At 44.3% G+C, this 20,082-nt stretch carries 15 protein-coding genes; 9 read left to right on the plus strand and 6 right to left on the minus strand.

Features of this window, described 5'->3' with window-relative positions; translation table 11 throughout:
- Positions 1-263: 263 nt before the first annotated feature.
- From YK48G_RS02925 to YK48G_RS02940, 4 genes are all read left to right on the plus strand, one after another.
- On the plus strand, positions 264-3,446 hold the full coding sequence (locus YK48G_RS02925) for a DUF5776 domain-containing protein (protein WP_203629222.1): 3,183 nt from the start codon (positions 264-266) through the stop codon (positions 3,444-3,446).
- A gap of 303 nt (positions 3,447-3,749) precedes the next feature.
- On the plus strand, positions 3,750-5,390 hold the full coding sequence (locus YK48G_RS02930; protein WP_203629223.1) for a Cna B-type domain-containing protein: 1,641 nt from the start codon (positions 3,750-3,752) through the stop codon (positions 5,388-5,390).
- Positions 5,391-5,976: 586 nt separating this feature from the next.
- Positions 5,977-7,338 carry a glycosyltransferase family 2 protein gene (locus tag YK48G_RS02935; protein ID WP_203629224.1) on the plus strand — a complete coding sequence of 454 codons (1,362 nt, stop codon included), beginning with the start codon at positions 5,977-5,979 and terminating at the stop codon, positions 7,336-7,338.
- Positions 7,335-8,975 (plus strand): glycosyltransferase family 39 protein, encoded by a 1,641-nt coding sequence (locus YK48G_RS02940; protein WP_232365259.1) that lies wholly within the window; start codon positions 7,335-7,337, stop codon positions 8,973-8,975. Before YK48G_RS02935 ends, YK48G_RS02940 begins: the two co-directional genes overlap by 4 nt.
- A gap of 97 nt (positions 8,976-9,072) precedes the next feature.
- Here the strand turns inward: YK48G_RS02940 and YK48G_RS02945 are convergent, their stop codons facing one another.
- On the minus strand, positions 9,073-9,555 hold the full coding sequence (locus tag YK48G_RS02945) for a nucleoside 2-deoxyribosyltransferase (RefSeq protein ID WP_203629225.1): 483 nt from the start codon (positions 9,553-9,555) through the stop codon (positions 9,073-9,075).
- 228 nt (positions 9,556-9,783) lie between these two features.
- Between YK48G_RS02945 and YK48G_RS02950 the strand changes: the two genes are divergently transcribed.
- The gene (locus YK48G_RS02950) at positions 9,784-10,986 is read left to right on the plus strand and encodes a multidrug effflux MFS transporter (RefSeq protein WP_203629226.1); all 1,203 of its coding nucleotides are present in this window, start codon (positions 9,784-9,786) and stop codon (positions 10,984-10,986) included.
- A gap of 199 nt (positions 10,987-11,185) precedes the next feature.
- Here the strand turns inward: YK48G_RS02950 and YK48G_RS02955 are convergent, their stop codons facing one another.
- Complete coding sequence (locus YK48G_RS02955; RefSeq protein WP_203629227.1) at positions 11,186-12,640, minus strand: APC family permease; 1,455 nt, start codon at positions 12,638-12,640, stop codon at positions 11,186-11,188.
- Between the two features lie 396 nt (positions 12,641-13,036).
- Here YK48G_RS02955 and YK48G_RS02960 point away from each other — a divergent pair, with 396 nt between their 5' ends.
- Together YK48G_RS02960 and YK48G_RS02965 are read left to right on the plus strand one after the other, a co-directional pair.
- Positions 13,037-13,585 (plus strand): helix-turn-helix domain-containing protein, encoded by a 549-nt coding sequence (locus YK48G_RS02960; protein ID WP_203629228.1) that lies wholly within the window; start codon positions 13,037-13,039, stop codon positions 13,583-13,585.
- A gap of 326 nt (positions 13,586-13,911) precedes the next feature.
- The gene (locus YK48G_RS02965) at positions 13,912-14,823 is read left to right on the plus strand and encodes an NADP-dependent oxidoreductase (RefSeq protein WP_203629229.1); all 912 of its coding nucleotides are present in this window, start codon (positions 13,912-13,914) and stop codon (positions 14,821-14,823) included.
- A 105-nt stretch (positions 14,824-14,928) separates the two neighbouring features.
- On the opposite strand, the gene YK48G_RS02970 is transcribed toward YK48G_RS02965, so the two are convergent.
- Positions 14,929-16,281, minus strand: a complete 1,353-nt coding sequence (locus tag YK48G_RS02970; RefSeq protein WP_203629230.1) for a threonine/serine exporter family protein — start codon at positions 16,279-16,281, stop codon at positions 14,929-14,931.
- Between the two features lie 193 nt (positions 16,282-16,474).
- Here YK48G_RS02970 and YK48G_RS02975 point away from each other — a divergent pair, with 193 nt between their 5' ends.
- Together YK48G_RS02975 and YK48G_RS02980 are read left to right on the plus strand one after the other, a co-directional pair.
- A complete protein-coding gene (locus tag YK48G_RS02975) occupies positions 16,475-16,708 on the plus strand; it encodes an AbrB/MazE/SpoVT family DNA-binding domain-containing protein (RefSeq protein ID WP_203629231.1) in 234 nt (77 codons plus the stop codon).
- Positions 16,708-17,106 carry a type II toxin-antitoxin system death-on-curing family toxin gene (locus YK48G_RS02980; RefSeq protein WP_203629232.1) on the plus strand — a complete coding sequence of 133 codons (399 nt, stop codon included), beginning with the start codon at positions 16,708-16,710 and terminating at the stop codon, positions 17,104-17,106. The genes YK48G_RS02975 and YK48G_RS02980 overlap by 1 nt, the downstream gene beginning before the upstream one ends.
- A 175-nt stretch (positions 17,107-17,281) precedes the next feature.
- On the opposite strand, the gene YK48G_RS02985 is transcribed toward YK48G_RS02980, so the two are convergent.
- The 3 genes from YK48G_RS02985 to thrC are packed head-to-tail and all read right to left on the minus strand — an operon-like array spanning position 17,282 to position 20,076.
- Positions 17,282-17,716, minus strand: a complete 435-nt coding sequence (locus YK48G_RS02985) for an ACT domain-containing protein (RefSeq protein WP_203629233.1) — start codon at positions 17,714-17,716, stop codon at positions 17,282-17,284.
- Entirely contained in the window at positions 17,694-18,599 is a 906-nt protein-coding gene (gene thrB / locus YK48G_RS02990; protein WP_203629234.1) for a homoserine kinase, read from the minus strand. Before thrB ends, YK48G_RS02985 begins: the two co-directional genes overlap by 23 nt.
- Positions 18,571-20,076: a threonine synthase gene (gene thrC / locus YK48G_RS02995; RefSeq protein WP_203629235.1), complete on the minus strand. Its 1,506-nt coding sequence runs from the start codon at positions 20,074-20,076 to the stop codon at positions 18,571-18,573. The genes thrB and thrC overlap by 29 nt, the downstream gene beginning before the upstream one ends.
- Between the last annotated feature and the right edge of the window lie 6 nt (positions 20,077-20,082).

The raw sequence follows: 20,082 nt of genomic DNA on the forward strand, positions 1-20,082 counted from the left end.
AAGTTTATATCACCTAAAAAAGTAGCTCTGGAGATAACTTCAGAGATATTTTTTTAGGTTGAAAAACAAGTAGCTATTGCTTATATAAATGACAAATAATACAATGACGGTGTAGTGGGTGATGAATATATATCTGATTTATTAACTTTTAATAAGTAACCGGGTCACTCAATCGGGGGAATGGCGCGGTCGCTGGATAATATTCAGACACGTTTGGCTACAGATTGATGGGGAATACTTAATCTAAAGGGGGAAGATTATTTATGCAAACAGATAATGTACTAGAACGCCATCGATATCGGGTTATCACATCTATTCTGACTGTGATAACTGGACTTATCATGGCGCTATTTTTTTTGAGTTCAACTGCCTCAGCAGATGATTCAGTTGGCAGCAGTCCATTTAAATTAACCACAAACATTAATCCAAACAGCACTTATAAAGGGGGCTGGGGGATTAATTTTGATCTGACAATGGTTTCAAATACCGGCGGTCAATTGCAGCAAGGCGATCAAGTCCAAATTTCCGTGCCAAAAGATGAAGCCGGCAATCCAGCCTTTGATCTTAATTCACTGCAACCGAACTTTGTATCTTCGGGTGATATCTTTAAAGTGACAGTTGATCGGACAACGGGTAACGATCATCCGGACTTGATTCATATCACGGCAACGAGGGATGTGCCATATGATCAATTAGCTAAAGCCGGATTTTCAATTTTCATTAAGACAACAGCAAAAACAGCAGCGGGGGTTGGCAAGGTTCAGACGTATTCGCCGGTCAAAGTTGATTTTATTCCAGTCAAAGGCAATCCAACCAATCACTTAAATGAATCCATTAACATTAAACCAGAGCTTAAGGGTGGAGCCACGCCTGATGGCCTCGGTAATCAGATTTTTGGTGGTTTTGGAGGATTGGCTTTTCCCCAAGGATTCAATCCGGTTGGCAATGATCGCTTTAATGCGAATTATTGGTGCCCAACTAACCCCGACGATGAGTTTCGTACTGCAAGCGAAAGCCTAGTTTACTCGTTTACGCAGCCGGCCACGGCATCTTGGGCTCAAATCACGTTGCCAACTGATCCAAAGAGAGTCCCCAAGACGTTGACGTGGAAGCTATCAACCGATGATCCGGTGGCGCATCTTGACTATCGGTTTTTATCACCAAAATCTTTGAGTGTCTACAAGGCGAACCCTGACGGCACGTTTAGTTTGCAGCCGGCAACGTTAACCGTTTCTCCAGATGAAAAACAAGTTACTTTTACGTTAAGCGGCCTGGCTGCTGGAGTGAGTTACAACATTCCATTTTCGGTTGGCACCTTTTCATCGACCAGTCGGCTTCAGGTAACGTCGCATATTGAAGCGAGTGAGGCGGAAGTGGCTCCCAATGTCGACAATGATGGGAATAAAATTGTCGAAATGAAGTACAACCACTCCGTTGATCCCGGGTACGTCCCGGACTTTAAACCGCGGCATTTGACAATGACGTTGGCCGACGCGAGAAAGATGCTCTATGATCAGCAGCAGCTAAAAGCCGACCAGGTGCTTTTGCCAAACTTTTACTCAGATCTCAAGGACATCAACAACCAACCGACAACCGACACGGTCCATTTTGGTTCCGGGTTTGATAAGACAACCCTTGATTATGATCAGCTTAAGAATAATCAGACTTATGAAATCCCACTTTACGCTGCCAATCAATATGGCGTGAGCGCCGTGAAGACAGCAACCTTAACGATTGCCGATAGTCCGCAAACCGCATTAGCCGGACAATTTATTGACGTCGATACTGGTAAGCAAGTTCAGGCTGATTTCACTTTAAGTCGGCCGGATAACGTTGATATTGGTGATATCAGCGATGTTCAAACTTTAATGACTGATCAGAAGGTTACCATACCAGCGGGCTACCATTATGCAACGGCTAGTGAATTAAAAGACAACCAAGCCCAGTCTGAAAGCATCAAATGGGGGTCAACGCCAGCACCCATTAAGGTGTATATCAAGAAAAATGTTAACTATGGGAAGCTAAATGGTGAAGTGATTGATGCCAGTACCAGCCAACAGATGGGGACAACCCAAGACTTAGGAACGGGAAACGCAAGTCAGCCAACGGTCATCATTAAGGCAGGGGATGATTGGATTACAGCAATCGCGCCAAGCAACCAATATACAGTTGACGGTTATACAATTGGCAAAAAAAGTGCTGCCAATCCCATTCGGCCATTAGTTGATCAAGCACAAATCCCCTATCCAACCAGCGATACGACACCAGTGACTGAAACGGTTTACGTGTATGTCACTAAGAAAACACCAGTTGTCCATTATGGTTCATTGAATGCGAAGGTTGTCGATGATCAAGGAATAATTCTTGCGACCACCAATTTTGGTCAAGGATCGGACACTAAAAAAGAGCTGACCATTAACAAAGCCGACCAGTGGATTCAGACGATAGCTGCAAAAGGCTATACCGTAAGTGGCTGGACAGCTGGCCAGAAGAGTGATGCCAACCCGCTGCAAACAACTTGGCCAGCTAAGGTTGCCTACCCAACTGATGGCACTACCCGAACAATTTATGTTTATGTGTCAAAGAAAGCCACGCCAGCGCCTAACCCAACGCCTAACCCAACGCCAAATCCGACCCCTACTCCAACACCTACACCTGTGCCAACACCTAATCCGACACCGACGCCTTCTCCTACCCCAACGCCAACCGCGCCAACGACGACTACAACCGAACAGCCGGCTGAACCGGCGGGAACGGCTAAAATTGGTGAGGCAGTCTATGCTTTGAAGAAAATCTATATGTATCAGCACAATACGTTCAAGGTGAAGGAACGCAAAGCTCACTATGTTAGTAAGCCTCGCGTTTACCGACCAATGTTTGTGGTTACTGGTTACGCGCACTCTAAGAACGGTCACTTGCGTTATAAAGTTCGCGATGTTAACCACCTAACTAAGAACAAAAACAAGCGCGGCTATATCACTGCGCAGTGGGCATATATCCGCCCAGTTTATTATCATAGTCAACACCAGACGTTGACGGTGATTAATCCCCGCGGTGTAAATGCTTATAAACGGGTCAACTTGACAGGTGAGGTTAAACATTACAAGCAAGGGACAATTCTCCACGTGACAAAGTTTGTCCATCATAACCTAACGACCCGTTATGTTCTTAATAACGAAAACTATATTACCGGAAACCGCAAACTTATCAAGATGGGCCGGCACAAACAGGTTCGGTACGTGACAGTCAAGAAGACGCTTAATCGTTATCGAACGGTTAACTTAACGCGCCGCAACAAGGTCCATATTAAAAAGGGCACTAATCTGAAAGTTAGCAATTTTGATTACAGCCACGCTAACAGTGTTACCAAGCATGGTGCCTTGAGATACCATGTAAGTGGCGGTTATATCACTGGCAATTCAAAATTCGTAAAAGTTGATTACTAAATTAATATTAAAAATCATAAACCCATAATCGCCAAGATCGCCATTAACAAATATGGTGATTAATGTGCAATGCGAGTTTGTGAAAAATAATTAATAACAACTCAATGAATAGTTTAAAGACGCATCTTGAATGAGTTGACGGAGTGCGTTAATATCAATTTGTACCGGTATAACAGTGATTATAATAAGTAAGTACTGATTTGGAACTATAAGTTAAGGGGCTTGTGGTTACTTGATCGACTAACATGACCAACTTGTGAGAATCGCTGTTATTTCGGAAAATTGAATAGGGGGAGATACACAATGGGGAAGACTTTGCACAAAATTTATCATTTTGCTGCTGAGCATTTTCGGCTGCTTGCGATTGTAGCTGTTTTGCTTTGTTCGTTTGCTCAAGCGGCTGTTGTTTCACAAAGTGCCAGTGCCGATAGTCTTGATAGTCAAATAACTGGTTTGACTGCTAATGACGCACAAGAAAACGGCGCGACGGTCTCAACCACGGATTCACAAAAGTGGTATGCAGGACCGGTTCACAATTTGACTTATAATTTTAAGATTAATGACAACGTGACGGTTAAGGACGGGGATACCGCGACCGTTACGTTACCGACGGGGGCCGTTTTTAGGACACCTGAGAAGTTTGATATTAAAGCATCCAATACCCAAGAAACCGTTGGTCAATTTACGGCCGACCCAAATACAACAACCGGTCAGGTAACGTTTAGCAACGCTGCTTACTGGGCTAAATATCATACTGACCGAAATGGGACCCTTCAATTCTCGGTTACCGGGACGCGGGCATTTACACCAAGTTATGGCGTCAATGTCTACTTAGCCAAGAATGGCTGGGCTAAGAATGAATCTGTTCGGAGTAACGGGACACTATCACAAGTGACTTGGCAAATCCTGGTTAATCCAAATAATCACAAGTTAAATAACGTTAAAGTTCAAGATAAACTCGGCAATACCAGTGCTCAAAGCATTGATCCAAGTTCAATTTACGTGACGGATAATGCCACCGGTCAAAAATTGCCGGCTACTCAATATACCGTTACGCCAAGCGCTACTGGGTTTGACTTTCAATGGAATGGGTCATTGGACAAAGCCATCAATATTATGTTGACAACGAATATCTCTGATGACAATGCTTATAGTCAATTTGGCCAAGAACTTGACTTACCGAACACGGCTTCGATCAATGCTACGGATGTGACCAATTCAACTACTGGTACGCCAGTGACGACTTCAAACACAAAGACCGTTGTTTTGACAATGGGCAAGGGTTCGGCTTCTGGTAATTATGTTGATCAAAAGACCAATGTGACCGTTAAGAAGGTTTGGAAAGACGTTCCTTGTTACGTCACTACCCCAGCAACTTCAGCTAAGCTTTATGCCGATGGGGTTGATACTGGCAAGACGGTTGACTTAAACGCCGACAACGCCTATACCGCTACGTTTAGTGGGCTGGAAAAGTTTGCCAAGGACGGTCATGCGATTAAGTACACGGTTAACGAAGCGAATGTTCCCAATCGTTATAAAACTGATCCGCAAGGCAACCCGCAAATTGCTCCGGATGCAAATGGCGTTGTTACATTAACTAACGTTTATCAATGGCAAAATACTTACACGTATGTCAACGTTGTGAAGCAGTGGCAAAATGTGCCGTTCTGGAAATGCAAACCATGTATTACAGTGACGTTGTATCGTGATGGCAATCCCTATCGCCACGCAATCTTAGATAACTGCAATGGGTTTCAAACAACCTTTGCTTATCTGCCGCAATATGATGCCCAAGGCAATGAATATCACTACACGGTTGCAGAAAAGCACGTTCCATGGAACTATGAAACAACCACCCCGGGTCAGCGAACACCGGTTAACCACACGGTTACACTCGTCAATGTTTACAAACATCACAGTCTCTTTCCGTGCTGGGACTTTTGAAATAAACTAAATATAAGCTATTAGTCTGGACTCATCAGGCTGGGAAAGGCTGGAAACAAGACTGTGAGTTTTGCTTCCAGCCTTCCTTAAATTAATGAGAAGCAAGATCTAAGAATAAATTGCTGGTTAATGGGGCGAAGAATTGCTTAGATACACGGGGAATGCTGGGAGATGGTTGCTTCTAAGCGCCTGGCTTCGCTCGCTGATTAGGACAGCTACGCAAAGCAGGGATCTGCGCGTAAGCACCTCTAACAAAAATCCCAAGCCCGGGGATTTTCGCTAGAGGAGCCTTACACTCCGATCCCTAAGCGCTTTGCTTCGCTCACTGATTTAGGACAGCTACGCCAGGCAGAAAGCTCCGTGTAAGCACCTCAGCCACAAATTCCAAGCCCGGAAATTTCCGTCTGAGGAGCCTTACACTCCGCTTTCTAACCGCTTTGCTCCGCTCACTGATTTAGGACAGCTGCGCAAAGCAGAAACTTCCGCATAAAACATCTTGGCCAAAAATCCAAGCCCGGGATTTCCGACCAAGATGCCTTATGCTCCAGTTTCTAACCGCTTTGCTTCGCTCACTAGGGGGAATTACATGCATTTTTTGACACTAATGTGGGTTTTTTTGTTCATTTCACTATTTTGTACTGGCGGGTTTAGTATTTTGAACCTGTTTAATATTTTTTGTTACAAAGATATCCACCGGCGATTTTCAGAACACAAGATTCGCCAGATTACGCATTTGTACATTATGGTTCCAGCGCTAAACGAAGTTAATGAAATTGTTGGCACCGTCAACCGACTGTTAACGGCGATCAAACCGCTGCCAGTCACGACAACGTTGGTTATCATTGATGATGGCTCGAATGACGGGACTCATGAAAAATTGTTGGCTTTCGAAGATAATCCCAGCGTTCACGTGTTGACCCGAAAATTTCCAAACGCCCAAAAAGGCAAAGGCGAGGCATTAAATGACGGTCTGGCGTGGATTGTGAAGCACGCCGTTGATTTTAAAAATGTGGTGGTCGGAGTCATTGACAGTGATTCTCAGCCCAATGCGCAAATTTTAATGGATGTCTATAATGGGTTTACGCATTCGAAGTATGACCTATTGCAAACGGGGATTGCAATTAATAACATTCATAACTTCTTGACATTGATGCAGGAATTTGAATTTGGCGTCCCCAACTTATTGCAACAAGTTATCCGCATGGGCTGGGGAAGTGCGATTGCCTCTGGTAACGGCCAGTTTATGACTTTGGAAATGGCGAATACCATCAGGTGGAATAATTCACTGTTAGACGACTTGGAGTTTAGCATCAATGGCCTGTTACACGGCTTCGTTGGGGGATTTTTAGCCAATACATTTATGCCTCAAGAAGGGGTTTTAAAGTATCGGCCATTGGTCAAGCAACGGGTTCGCTGGTGCCATGGCGGCATGCAATGTTTGTTTAGATATGGTAAACAGGTCTTTTGGTCCAAGCAAATCTCACCACAATTAAAAACTGACCTGCTCGTTTTCATGATTTTACCGTTTTTCTCGATCCTGTTTACAATTAGTTCATTTATGGCAACGATCGTGCTAGTCGTTCATTTGGTGATGTGGCCACAAGGCACCATCATCGCTGCTTTCACAGTTATTTCAATTGGAACCGTGATTACGGCGTTGATGATTTTCGCTGCCGATCATCTGGGAAATGCTCAGATTAAAGCGTTGAGTATCAAACAAGTCCTGATGATGGCGATTGGCAACTTGATTTATTCCTGGTTAATGGCACCAGTGGCCTTTATTGCCTTGTTTAGGTTGGTGACGCGCAAAAATGATTGGTCCAAAACGGCCCACGATCAGTCAACGGTTTACACGTCACGGCGCAAACCGGCCCAAACTGCTATTTATGAATCATCTTATCAACACGCTTATCAGCCAAGAACGGCGAAAGATCGGGTGATGAAATGATGAAAATGAAACAGCCGGGCTTTCTCAAATTAACTTATTTTTTAGTGACCGGTGCGGCAATTTTAGCAATCATTTGGTTGATGGCGGCGACCATTACGGGATATTTTCGAATTTTTTATAAATCCTTTGCGCCCAACACCGATGGCCTGATCACTTGGACAATGCTGGCAATGATTTGCTTGATGATTCTATGGCAGCTTGCCGGGTTCTTCGCGAAACGCTTTACCGGCTGGTTGGTTGCCTTTATTGGCTTGATGTCAATTCCAAAGATTGTGCTGATATTAGTCTTTAAACTTCACCCAATCTCTGATATGTACAGCTACAATGTTTTGGCTGCTTCTAGGGCTAACGGGGATTCATGGCACTGGATGTATCACGTTGGGGTTCTAGATTTAGATAGTATCTTTCCCCATGTCTTACATATTGCGAACCTTTATAACTATTTATTTAAGATATTTGCCAACTCACCGAAAGTGATTCAGTTTTTTAACGTTGTGGTAAGTGCATTGACAGCAATTTTGGTTATGAACATTGTCAGTTATTTCTTTAATCGTCATGTTGGCATGTTTGCCGCAATGGTCTTTTTCTTCACGCCAACGTGGTATCTTTTTACAACGTTAATCGGCGCAGAACCTACTTGGGTATTTTTACTGTTTTTGAGTTTATGGCTACTTAAGCGATTGGTTAATTATCGTTCATTTTCGGATTGGCATTTCTGGGTAACGGTTGGCCTGATTGCTGTGGTTTTAGACGCTGCGCAAAGCATTCGACCGCTTTCGATGGCTTTTGGAATTGGTTATAGTTTGTTTGTCTGGTTTAGATTTAAAGAAGCTCCTTCAACCAAGACAAATGAGATGACCGGCGAACGTGAACGACGAGCGGCTTTTTGGGTGCCAAGGATTGGCATTTTGGTGGTCGCGATGGCTTTCTTTGGCTTGAACCAACTGCAGCCAAGAATTGACAGACTGTACTTTGGGGTTCCAATTGCAAAAGCAACTGTTGGTGAAGCCTATACGCTGGCAGTGGGAACCAATCCGAAGACGGGTGGCATCTACTCTGATCAAATCGCGGCCAATTTGGAGAAATATAATCATAATCAGAAATTATCAATGGCTGAGCGCTTTGACGGGTTTAATCAGGTGTTGACGACGCAATTAGCGGACAATGTTCATTATTTGACTAAGCGAAAAGCTTGGGGAAAGTTCTTATATCAAAAGACCGAAATTTTGATGAGACCGGAATATGGGCAAGTCTCATTTTACGAAAATACTCGAAAAAAGTTTAGCCAGATGGATGTCATGCCCCGATCAGTAATTACTTCCTCAACCAACATTTCGACGGGCTGGGAAGTTGCCATGATGGTTTTGGTTCTGTTAAGCCTTTTGACGCAATTAATCCCCAAAGAAGATAGTTTAAGCGCCGCCCGTGAGCAAAACGGTATTTTGATTAATGAAATCATTCTGATTGGCATGACCTTGATTTTTCTAGCTGTAGAAGTTCAAAGTCGTTACCAAATTGCTTTTTACCTGCCATGGGTAGCGTTAAGCAGTATTGGGATGCGCTATATGATGCCGTCACTTAGCTACCAACCGGAAAAAGAAGTAAGCGCCGCTGGTGATTCTGAAAAATACGATTAAATTAAAGCAAAATAAAACGGCTTCCTCAATGAACTAGCTTTCAAAACTGAGAGCTGGCTCATAATGGAAGGCGTTTTTTGATTAGCAATTAAGCTGACTACAGCACCTTTTTTTCTGTATACTTCTGTTCCAAATTATTAAAGTCATAATCCTTTAATCCCTGGATATCGGCTTTTCCATTAAAGAAGGCGGTGTAACTTCTTGCTAACATGAGGTTTAATTGACTGTTTTCCCCAAACTGAACCATAATCACCGGGATATTAGCTTCGTGAGCGGACCCAATTTCAAAAACGGTACCGGAATCAGGTTCAGTAAGGCCGTCTTCAAGTTGATAGTCCAAGATGGCAACCACGACGTCAGCTTTGTGAACTTGGCGCATATCGGATGCAAAAACAGCGTCCTGCCATTTGAAACTGCCAAAAGGCTCCTGTTCGAATTGATGTTCTTGTGGGTTGAAAATGGCGTCATTATCAATCGTTGGGTTCTGCTTTAATAACGCAATAACTTGGTCAATCCGGTCTTTTTGACCATCGCTAAAAAATGGGGAAGCTAAATAAACTTTATTTTGATAGGTTGCCATACTGAAATCACTCCTTATATTTACCATTATTGTACACGAAAGCCGAACAAAATTGTTAATAATCGTCAGAAAATTCTGAATTTACAGCTACTTTGAGTCGTAACTTGCAGGAATTGAGCGATGTTGATGCCCATTAAGCCGTTTTAGGTTAAAATGATGAAAGGATCATGCAATCACCACTCACGAAATGGTGAGCAGACGCGACACAATAAACGGGGAGGCATTCAGATGGACTCAAATCAAATCCAACCACGACTTGGCAATACGGGATTTATTATTTTCTTAGCACTGTTGAGCGCCTTTGTGCCCCTGTCAACGGATCTGTATTTGCCGGCGCTGCCAGAAATGACACACTTTTTTGCTGTCCCAGAAATTATCATGAATTTGACTTTGATCTTATTTTTTATTTTCTATAGCATTGCAACGCTTTTTTGGGGGCCATTGAGTGACCGTTACGGGCGGCGGCCAATTTTGCTGGTCGGCTTGACGATCTACCTCATTGCCAGCATTCTGTGTGGGCTTGCTGATAGTGCCACGCAGATTATTATATTTCGGATTTTACAGGCCTGTGGCGGTGGGGTGGCAACAACGGTTGCAACCGCCGTTATCAAAGATGTTTTCGTTGGCAGAAAACAAGAAACTACTTTGGCGGTTGTTCAGTCAATGGTCGTGATTTCACCGGCAGTGGCGCCAGTAATTGGTTCATTGCTATTGACGTTTATTTCTTGGCGGGGCATTTTCTTTGCTCAAGCACTGTTGGGGTTAACGGTTGTATTGGGGGCACTGATTTTTAAGGAAACCCACCAGCCGGAACACGCCACTGTCAGCCTTTTAAGGTCATTTGGGCGGCTGGGGGTTTTGTTGAAGGCGCCGGGATTTTCAGCTTTGTTGATGGTATTTTCAACAATGTCGATCATTTCGCTGGGGTTCATTTCGTCATCGTCATATATTTTTCAAAACACGTTTCACTTAAGCAGTGAACTCTTCAGTCTGTTTTTCGCTTTTAACGCGATTGGGATGCTTTTAGGGCCGCTGATCTACATTCCGCTCTCGAAATATGTCGATCGATTTGTGATTATTTATAGTTGTTTTTTGATAACCATCGTGAGCGGTATTCTAGTATTAGTCTTTGGCGTTGGCGGACCAATTTTATTTGCCATCACTGAATTTCCCGCCACCCTTGCCAGCAGCGCAATCCGGCCGCCGGGAACGTATTTGGTTTTAAAACAGCAGGAAAACGATAATGGATCAGCTTCTTCGCTATATAGTGCTGGTGGGACCATCATGGGCAGTATTGGCATGGTAGTCGTCTCGCTAGCGGAGGCTTACCCCGTCCAGGCAATTGCGCTAATCAATGTGGTCATTGGCGCTATCTGCTGGTTAGGCCTTTGGCTGTCGTTAAAGGGCTTTAAGCGTCAAATTAAAGTATGATGATTGAATCAAATCAGAGTGTGGGGGCAAAATGATAAGAAAAGTAGGCGTGTTAAGTGGCGCCTTGGCTGCAATTGGCGGCTAATATACTTGGTGAGGCTGATCTCAGCCGTCAATATAATAAAGAACCGGTTAGCAGTTGAGATGAATAAGCTGCTAACCGGTTCTTGTTGAAATTATTTTGTTTTAGCTTCGATGATTAATCATTTTTATGTTCCGCTGCTCGATCAATCGTTGAAGTTGAATGCCTAATTCCGTATGCAAAGTAGATCAGCATCCCAAATACAAACCAACCGATGGCATAGGTTTTGGCTTGAATATCCAATCCCATGAAAATTGCAAAGGACCCTAAGAAGCCAAGGCCGGGTAGAATTGGATAAAACGGCATCTTGAAGCTAGGTTCGGGGATATCTTTACCCTCACGCGGCCGCAGTGCGTAAATGCCGATTGAAACAAACATAAAAGCGATTAAAGTTCCCGCAGAAATTAGTTGAGCCAAGAAAGTAAACGGGAAAAACGCGCCTAAAATAATGCCGATAATCGTTAAGACGATGAGCGCTCGGTTGGGAAGATTATGATCTAATTTGCCCAGCCATTTAGGCAAGAGCCCATCCCGGCCAAATGAGTAGACTAACCGCGATCCTGCCAACATCATCCCAATCAAAGCAGTGAACATCCCAACGACGGCAACAGATTGGACAACGGTTGCGACGATGGCGTGGCCGCTACGACGCAACGCGTACCCAACAGGTTCAGCATTATTGGCATAATCAGAGTAGTGGAACATACCGACTAGCACCAATGCAACGGAAACAAAGAGAATCACCGCGATCACTAAAGAGCCTAGAATACCACGAGGCATGGTTTTTTGTGGATTCTTAGCTTCGGCCGAATTGGCGGCGATTGAATCAAAGCCAATGTAGGCTAAGAAAATTTCAGAGACCCCAGCGTAGATTCCTTGCCAGCCGCCAAACGCAGAACCATCCGGATTAGGGTGGTACTTAGGGATGAATGGCGAGTAGTTCGACATCTTGATGGCGGTTGCCCCAACGAAGATAAAAACCAGAATCGCAATTACTTTAAGAACCACCAATGTATTTTCGACCCGAGTTGTTTGTGAGGCACCACGGGAGAGCAAGATCGTCACAAGAATAATTGCGACGATGGCGACGACATCCATTAAGCCGCCGTTATTGCCAGTCGAGGCGTGGGCCAGGCTCTTAGGTAAATTCCAACCGATTGTTGAGATTAACCCTTGGAAATTAGCGGAAAGCCCGGACGCCACAAAGGCCACGGCAATAAAATATTCAGCCAACAGCGCCCAGCCGGCAATCCAACCCCAAAATTCACCAAAAATGACGTTAATCCAAGAATAAGCTGAGCCGGCAAATGGCATTGCGGCAGCCATTTCGGCGTAGGCAAAAGCGACTAGGCCGGCCACAATTGCCGCGGTTAAACAGGAAAGCGCAACTGCTGGACCAGCGTGTTGGGCAGCCACGACGCCGGGTAGGGTAAAGATAGAAGCCGAAACAATTGTTCCAACACCTAAAGCGAGGAAGTCCTTGGTCGTCAGGCTCCGGATCAGATGAGAATCCTTGTCTTGGTAGACAAGTGGATCTTCTTTGCGGAACATTTTTTCGGTTAAACTGCTCATTTAATACCACTCCAATTTACATAAATAAATGCTCAAAATAACTTCTAACGATAACTTCACAATATAACGGACTGAATAAATGATAACTGCAAACTGTCTAATTAGTAATTACGAAAACGATCGCGGTTTTTTCCTCGATCGAATCAGTTAATGCTTGATAATTGAGAATATGATGGGAAAGTTATTGTAGACGTTGCGAGTAGTTTACCTCAAATTTGATGAGATTGTCAACAAACACCTCTAATCGTAATTTAATCTTATTGGTTTTTGTAAGTTATTTTTTGCCGCAAACATCAGATATTAAGTTGCCGAATAAGCAATTAGTCATTATAATAAACATTGTGTATCTGCGAACGCAATTGTTCGCGAATTAAATTCCTATTTGGGGGCGACATCATGGAACTAACGATTAAAGAGTTAGCGGACGAACTATCGGTTTCTAAAACCGCAATCAGAAAACATATGGATGACAAGTTCCGGTCTACATATACGGTTAAAAAGGGTAACAAGATTCTGATTAAAGATGAAGGAATCCAAATTTTAAAGGGTCAGTTCAAGAACCAACCCAACGGTGCAAACGGAACCCAGAAATCAGAAAAAGAAACTGAAAACAAACTTTCCGTTAGCGCCACTCAGGATCAGAGTGCCTTGCTGGCTGAACAGCTGGAAGACCAACGAAAACAAATCGAAGAAAAAGACAAGCAGATTGCGGAACTCCACCAATTATTAGATCAGTCTCAACGGCTGCAATTAGACGTGCAGAATAAGCTCAAACAGTTAGAAAACAAGAGCGCAAACTCACCGCAAACCAAAACAATTGAAGAAGCACCGGCCGAAGACCAAGTTAAGGATCCAATTCCTGATAATTATCAACCGACTTCTGCGAATGGTGACCGGTATGAATCAACTGGCCGCAAAAAACACTGGTGGCAATTTGGCCGCTAAACGCCATTTTTATATATTTAATAAATTATTGCTATATTCAACGGCTGACGTTTCTTGCGTCGGCTTTTTATTTGGCGGCAAAGCCCCAATTATTTTGGCACCCAGTTAAACAAGATACTTGCCCTTCTTAATGTTTACGCTTACAATTGCGCTAGTAAGACGATTAGGACAGCTATTTGCGGCTGCAGGAAGCTCCTTGGTCAAGAATGCTTGCATTAAGGCTCCTTGGCTAATCGACCCACCCCTTGGCGGCCGTGGAGCAGCTAGCCTACTTGGCGATCCCTAACCGCTTTGCTTCACTCACTTTTAAGGAGGGCAAGATCACAATGAAGGCATATGGATATGAACAGCACGGGGCGCCAGATGTTTTTCAAGAATACGAAGTGGCCGACCCGACGCCAGCCACTAATCAATTATTAGTGCGCACGATTGCGATTGGTCTCAATAATCGTGAACGGGCTGAGCGGGCCGGAATGGGCCAGCTGGGATCACCGTTGATCCCTGGCCGTGACGTCGTTGGCGAAGTAGCTAAGGTTGGCGCCAATGCGAGTGCGTTTGCTGTGGGTGAGCTGGTCATGACTCACACCGAGCAAGGATACGCAGAGTACGTCTTAGCTGATTTGGATGCAACGGTTCAAGTTCCAGATGGCATTACGCCAACCCGGGCAGCCGGATTGATTACCCCTGGGTTAACGGCGTACAAGGCCGTTAAATATTTTGCGGATGTTAAGTCAGGTGAAACAGTGATCATCAAAGGCGCGTCGGGCGGCGTTGGCTCCTTAGCGGTCCAAATTGCTACTGATCTTGGCGCAAACGTGATTGGTATTGCTTCCAGTCATAATGAGGACTTCGTCAAATCAATTGGGGCTACTCGGTTTGTTGCTTATGATCAAAGTGATCCGGCAACTGTTTTGGCGGATCAAGGTGATGTGGTGATTAACAGTGCAATGAATGGAGCCGGCACTGATGATGACGTGCGGATGGTTAAACCGAATGGGACGATTGCCAGTGTTGCCCATAATTCGCCGATGACAACTAAGCCAATCAAGTTTGTCCACATTCACCCGACCAATGCAATGACGGATCGTGAGGCGCTTCAAGCAGTTGTCGATTTAATGCGGGACGGTAAGCTGACGGTTAATATCGGCTATACCTTACCGTTTTCTCGGGATGGCTTTGTCAAGGGCCATCAATTATTGGAGGAAAAACATGATGGTCGCGTGATCATTGTCAAATAATGATGTTAAAAAATATCGGCAGCGGACCGTTCAATTGGTCCACTGCCGATTTTAAGTTATAAGCAGGTAGGTCACGACTGAATCCAGACAGTTATTTTGGGATTGTTAATCAAAGTGCCGCCATTCTCGATCGAGCAACGCCCTGGCGACAAACAAACCAAGTGGCAAAAACATGATAATTAAGGCAGCTTTGGTTAGCCACAGAGCACCAATGCTAATTTGGTTAATACCGATGTTATAAACTGCTCGATAAATATAAAGGCCAGGCACCATAATCACAATGGACGGCACCGTCAAGGAGATTCTTGGGTAGCCGTTAAACCGGTTAACGACCGAAGCAATTAATCCAGCCAATAAAGCCGCTAAAAAAGCAGCGGCGGCTGGCGGCAACGTTGTGAGATCGACCAATTCAAGTCGTAGCGTGTTAGCGATGGCGCCGATTCCCCCGGCCACCATGGCCATGCGGGTTGTACTATTAAACATGATGGAGAAGCCGAAAACACCACAAAAGCTGGCGGGCAGCCGCAGCAGCATTAATACCAGTGGCGATAAGCCCAGCGGCAGGAAATTAGCTGGCTGAAAATGAAAAATCAATGCGATCAGCCAACCAACCAAAGCGGCGATTAAAGTAATCATGATTGCGTAAGCCAGCCGTTCCAAGCCTGAACGCATATCCAACTTGGAAAGATCCAAGATACTGGTAATGAACGGAAAGCCGGGGATGACAAACAGCATCGCCCCGATGTAGCCGGCTTCATGCTGTGCTAAAACTTGAAAGTTGGCTTCAAATATTTTAAAGGCAATCATGTAAGCCAAGCCAGCAATGGCAACGGCAATCGCAATACTGGCAAAGGTGGTGGTGCGATGTTTGCCCATTAGGCTGCGGGTAAAGTTGCCAATTCCAGCGCCAATGAAGGAACAAATCATCTCGGGAATGCCACCGCCAAGCAAAAAAATAAAGCCACAACAGGCTAAAGCGGCTGCCAGCCCTGAAATCACCGGCGAATACTGACTCGGCTTTTGCTCAATTTTGTCAATTTGATTATGAATTGTTCGGATAGTCGTCGTTGAAAAATCATTGGCAAAGTTGGCGACGAAACCTTCCATGATGTTGAGCTTATCAGTGTTAACCCCCGTATTTGGTAATGATAATACTTGCGAGTAGCTGTGACCCTCGGTAAAGCAGGTAAATTGAATAGACGTTAAGCCAATATCAGCTGAACAAGTCACGCCAAGCACGCGAGCGACGGTATTCATTGCGTCACGTACTCGCCAAGCACCAGTACCACAAGATAGCATAATGATACCGACACGCCCGACAACGGATGCTTTTTCACTTAGCGGGGCATTTTTTGCCGGCATTTTTTCTTGGCTGATAAACGTATTCCAAGGGATGGTCATATGATGGTTTTGAGATAAACGAAATTTAGCTGGTGTATCGGATTGGCTATTTGCCATGAGGTCCTCCAAGATAAGTCGAATTCTAATATTAGCAATAGTTGCATTATAGCTGTGACAGGGGGTTGCATTCAAGTTGGAAAGGGGTTACAGGGAGAAGAAAGTTAAAGCTGACTTTTTAGCATTACTTCAAAGAAGCCCACATTATAATGTTAGTACGTTATAACGCACTAACAAATGGGAGGCTTTTTAAATGGAAACCGTCAAAAAAATTATTAAAGTTGGCAACTCTAATGCGGTTGTTATTCCCGCAAATATGTTAAAGAAACTCCATCTCACGACTGGCGATGAGATTGTCATTCACGAACAAGATGATACACTCAAGATAACTAAGTCTAAGCTCCCGGAGTCATTTCAAGATGCTTTAACGGAGGCACTTGATAAGTACCATGATGCTTTAGAGGATCTGCGTAAGGGAGACGAGTAGTGAAGTTATTAAATGCTGACAAGATGATTGCAATTAACGTTGCGATTATGAGTGAGAACCGTCAAAAAACATTTATTAGGAATTTAAAGGGACTTAAATCAATCGTAGCTCTCCCTAAACAATCGGTATTTGGCCATCAGATGGATGAAACTTTAGCTGAGCAGATTGGGATGATGTTTATTAAAATCATTAACCTTCATCCCTTCGAAGATGGCAATAAGCGAACTGCCGTCATTGCCGCCCAGATCATCTCCAGACTCAATCATATGGAGCTAACGTTTACTAACCAACAAATTCGTGATCTTGCGCTGTTGGTTGCTAAAACCGATGACCCATATTTGAATTATCAGGATGTTTTTACCCAGTTTGAACGACATTTACAATTACTTGCAAAATAACCCCTGATGTCTTTTAAAGCACCAGGGGTTATTTTTTACAAACCAGTAGTTGAGTTCTTGTCAACACTAATTTAGATTAGCCAGTCTCATCTAAAAGCGATCGTTGTCTAAAAAAGTGGATGTTATTCAAAAATACCGTTACTTTCATAAGATTACTAACGTACATTCGCGACACTTACTCAATCGACACCAGTTGCACATTACTTGCGCCATCAACCTGTTTAATCGCGTTGAGCAAACTATCAACAGTGCCGCTAAAGTGGCTGAGGTCAAGTGAAATGACGATGCTGGCGACGTTGTGGATCGGAATATTTTGGTTGATTGTCAGTACGCTGGCGCTGGAGTCCGAAATAGTTCTGAGCACTTCCGATAAGATGCCCCGCTTGTTTTCCAGCATTAACGAAATCACGGCCTTGCGATCCATTAAAGTATCTTCTGGCAAAAAGACCAGATCCTTGTACTTATAATAAGTTCCTCGACTGATACCGACGATTTTAACGGCTTCGCTGACTTGGTGAACCTTACCGCTTTCCAGTAATTGGCGGGCTTGGATAACCTTGTCAAACGATTCCGGTAAAATTGAGCTATCAACGATGTAATACTTTTCCACGTTCACTTACCTCACTTGTCACGCCGGTTGCGGCTACCGTTAATTTTCGAATTTTCCAGCTTGGAAAGGCGGCTTGGGCGTTGTTAATGACTTCATTTTCGGCTGCTTCATCGGCAAGAATGGCCATCAAAGTTGAGCCGCTACCACTAATATACATCGTACCACCGACTCGTTCACAGATAGCTTTGGCAGCATCATAATCTGGAATTAATTTGGCCCGGTACGGTTCGTGCATCCGGTCGTCGCAAGCCTCGTGAATCATGTGCATATCGCCTAGTTCAAGGGCTTTGGTCATTGCCGCACAGTGAGACACTTGATGAATGGCGTCGGCGTAAGACAATGTCTTGGGCAATACTTTGCGGGCCTCGTGCGTGCTGACTTCATAATCTGGGATTAATGCGACGAAATGTAACTCTGGGTTAACATCATACTTGATCACTTGTGGTTCATGATGGTCATCCATAAAGGAAACACAGAGGCCGCCGAGGATTGCCGGGGTGACGTTATCTGGATGTCCTTCCATTTGAGTAGCTAAGCTGAGCAGTTGATCTTTTGATATGCCATCGCTAAACCAAACGCTGGCTGCTTTTAGACCAGCGACAACGCAGACTGATGAACTGCCAAGGCCGCGGGCAACCGGGATATCGCCGGTAATTGTAATTTTGACATTTGGTACCGGCTTATCAAGAAAGTTGCAGCCCTTGACAAAGGCCTGGTAAACCAAGTTGTCTTCGGTTTGAAATTCAGCTGGGCAGCCGCTGATTTCCAATTTGGTAGTACTTGGTTCAAACGTAATGGTTGAGTAGTAAGAAACTGCCAAGCCAAGACAGTCAAAGCCAACGCCAACGTTAGCACTAGTTGCTGGCACTTTGATCTTGATCATAGAATACCTCCTCGATTTTTGCCTGAACATAGTCACTCATTTGGTCTTTTTCAATAACTGACTCGTGTCTGACTGGCAGATCCCAGACTTCCCTGAGGTTATCGGGAATCTGAACGTGGGTTTTAGCTTCAAGATCCTTCATAACTTGCAAGGGATCAGCAGCCGTCTCGGGCAAGATGGCATCAGCGACGGCGTTGACAAACTTATACGGGCTGGCAGTGCTTAGTAGGATCATGGGGGTTTGACTGTCAATTTGTTGATAATCACGCATAACTTTGTAACCGGCGGCCGTATGGGGATCCATCAGATAACCAGTCTTTTGATAAACGGCTTTGATGCCCGCTTCGATCTCGTCATCGGTACTATACCCACAATAAAAGTCGGCTTGAATGCGGGCTAACACGTCCTTGGAGACTTCGTATTTACCGCTGTCTTCCAAGTCATCCATCAGTTGTTTAACGTAAGCCGAGTCTTCGCCACTCTTATAATACAAAAGCCGTTCAAAATTACTTGAAACTTGAATATCCATACTAGGGGCAACGGTCTGGAAGAACGGCCGGTTACGGTCATAAACGCCATGTTTGAAGAAATTAGCCAGTACGTTGTTTTCGTTACAAGCGACTACGAATTTATCGACTGGCAAGCCTAATAGTTTAGCATAATAACCAGCTAAAACGTCGCCGAAGTTGCCGGTTGGAACCGTAAAGTTCACTTTGTCGCCGGTTTTAATCGTACCATTATTAACGAGTTGCTTGTAAGCATCAAAGTAATAAACCACTTGCGGGATGAGCCGGCCAATATTGATTGAGTTTGCACTGGAGAGGTTGACGTCTTCGCCAATCGCGTTTTTAAGGGCTTGGTCATTAAAGATTCGCTTGACGTTGGTTTGAGCGTCATCAAAGTTGCCTTTGATCGCGGCCACTTTGGTGTTATGGCCACCAGTAGTTACCATCTGGAGTTTTTGAATTGGGCTAACACCACCATCTGGATAAAAGACAATGATTCCCATATGATGGAGATCTTTGAACCCTTCCAAGGCAGCCTTGCCGGTATCGCCGCTAGTTGCGGTTAATATCATGATTTTATGGTCGGCAACTAAAACGTGTTTCATTAATTGAGGTAATAATTGTAAGCCAACGTCTTTAAAGGCGCTGGTAGGCCCGTGAAAAAGCTCTAGGACGTGAAAGTCGTCAACGGCGACGACTGGCGTAATTTGATCGGAGTCAAAGCTGTGACGATATGCATTATCAACACTTTCGCTGATTTCTTCTGCTGAAAAGTCAGGCAATAACTTTGCCAAAACGGCCCGGGCAATGTCTGTATAACTTAACGTGATTAATTTGGCCAAGTCAACTTGAGTATCGCCGAGGTTTGGATAAACAAACAACCCCTTATCATCTGAGAAGCCTTTTTCAATGGCAGCTTTTGCCGAGATGTGAACGGAATTATCTCTGGTACTCGTATAATTTTTAGTCATTTGCGT

It is taken from the genome of Lentilactobacillus fungorum, from assembly GCF_016860605.1.
GTDB lineage: Bacteria > Bacillota > Bacilli > Lactobacillales > Lactobacillaceae > Lentilactobacillus > Lentilactobacillus fungorum.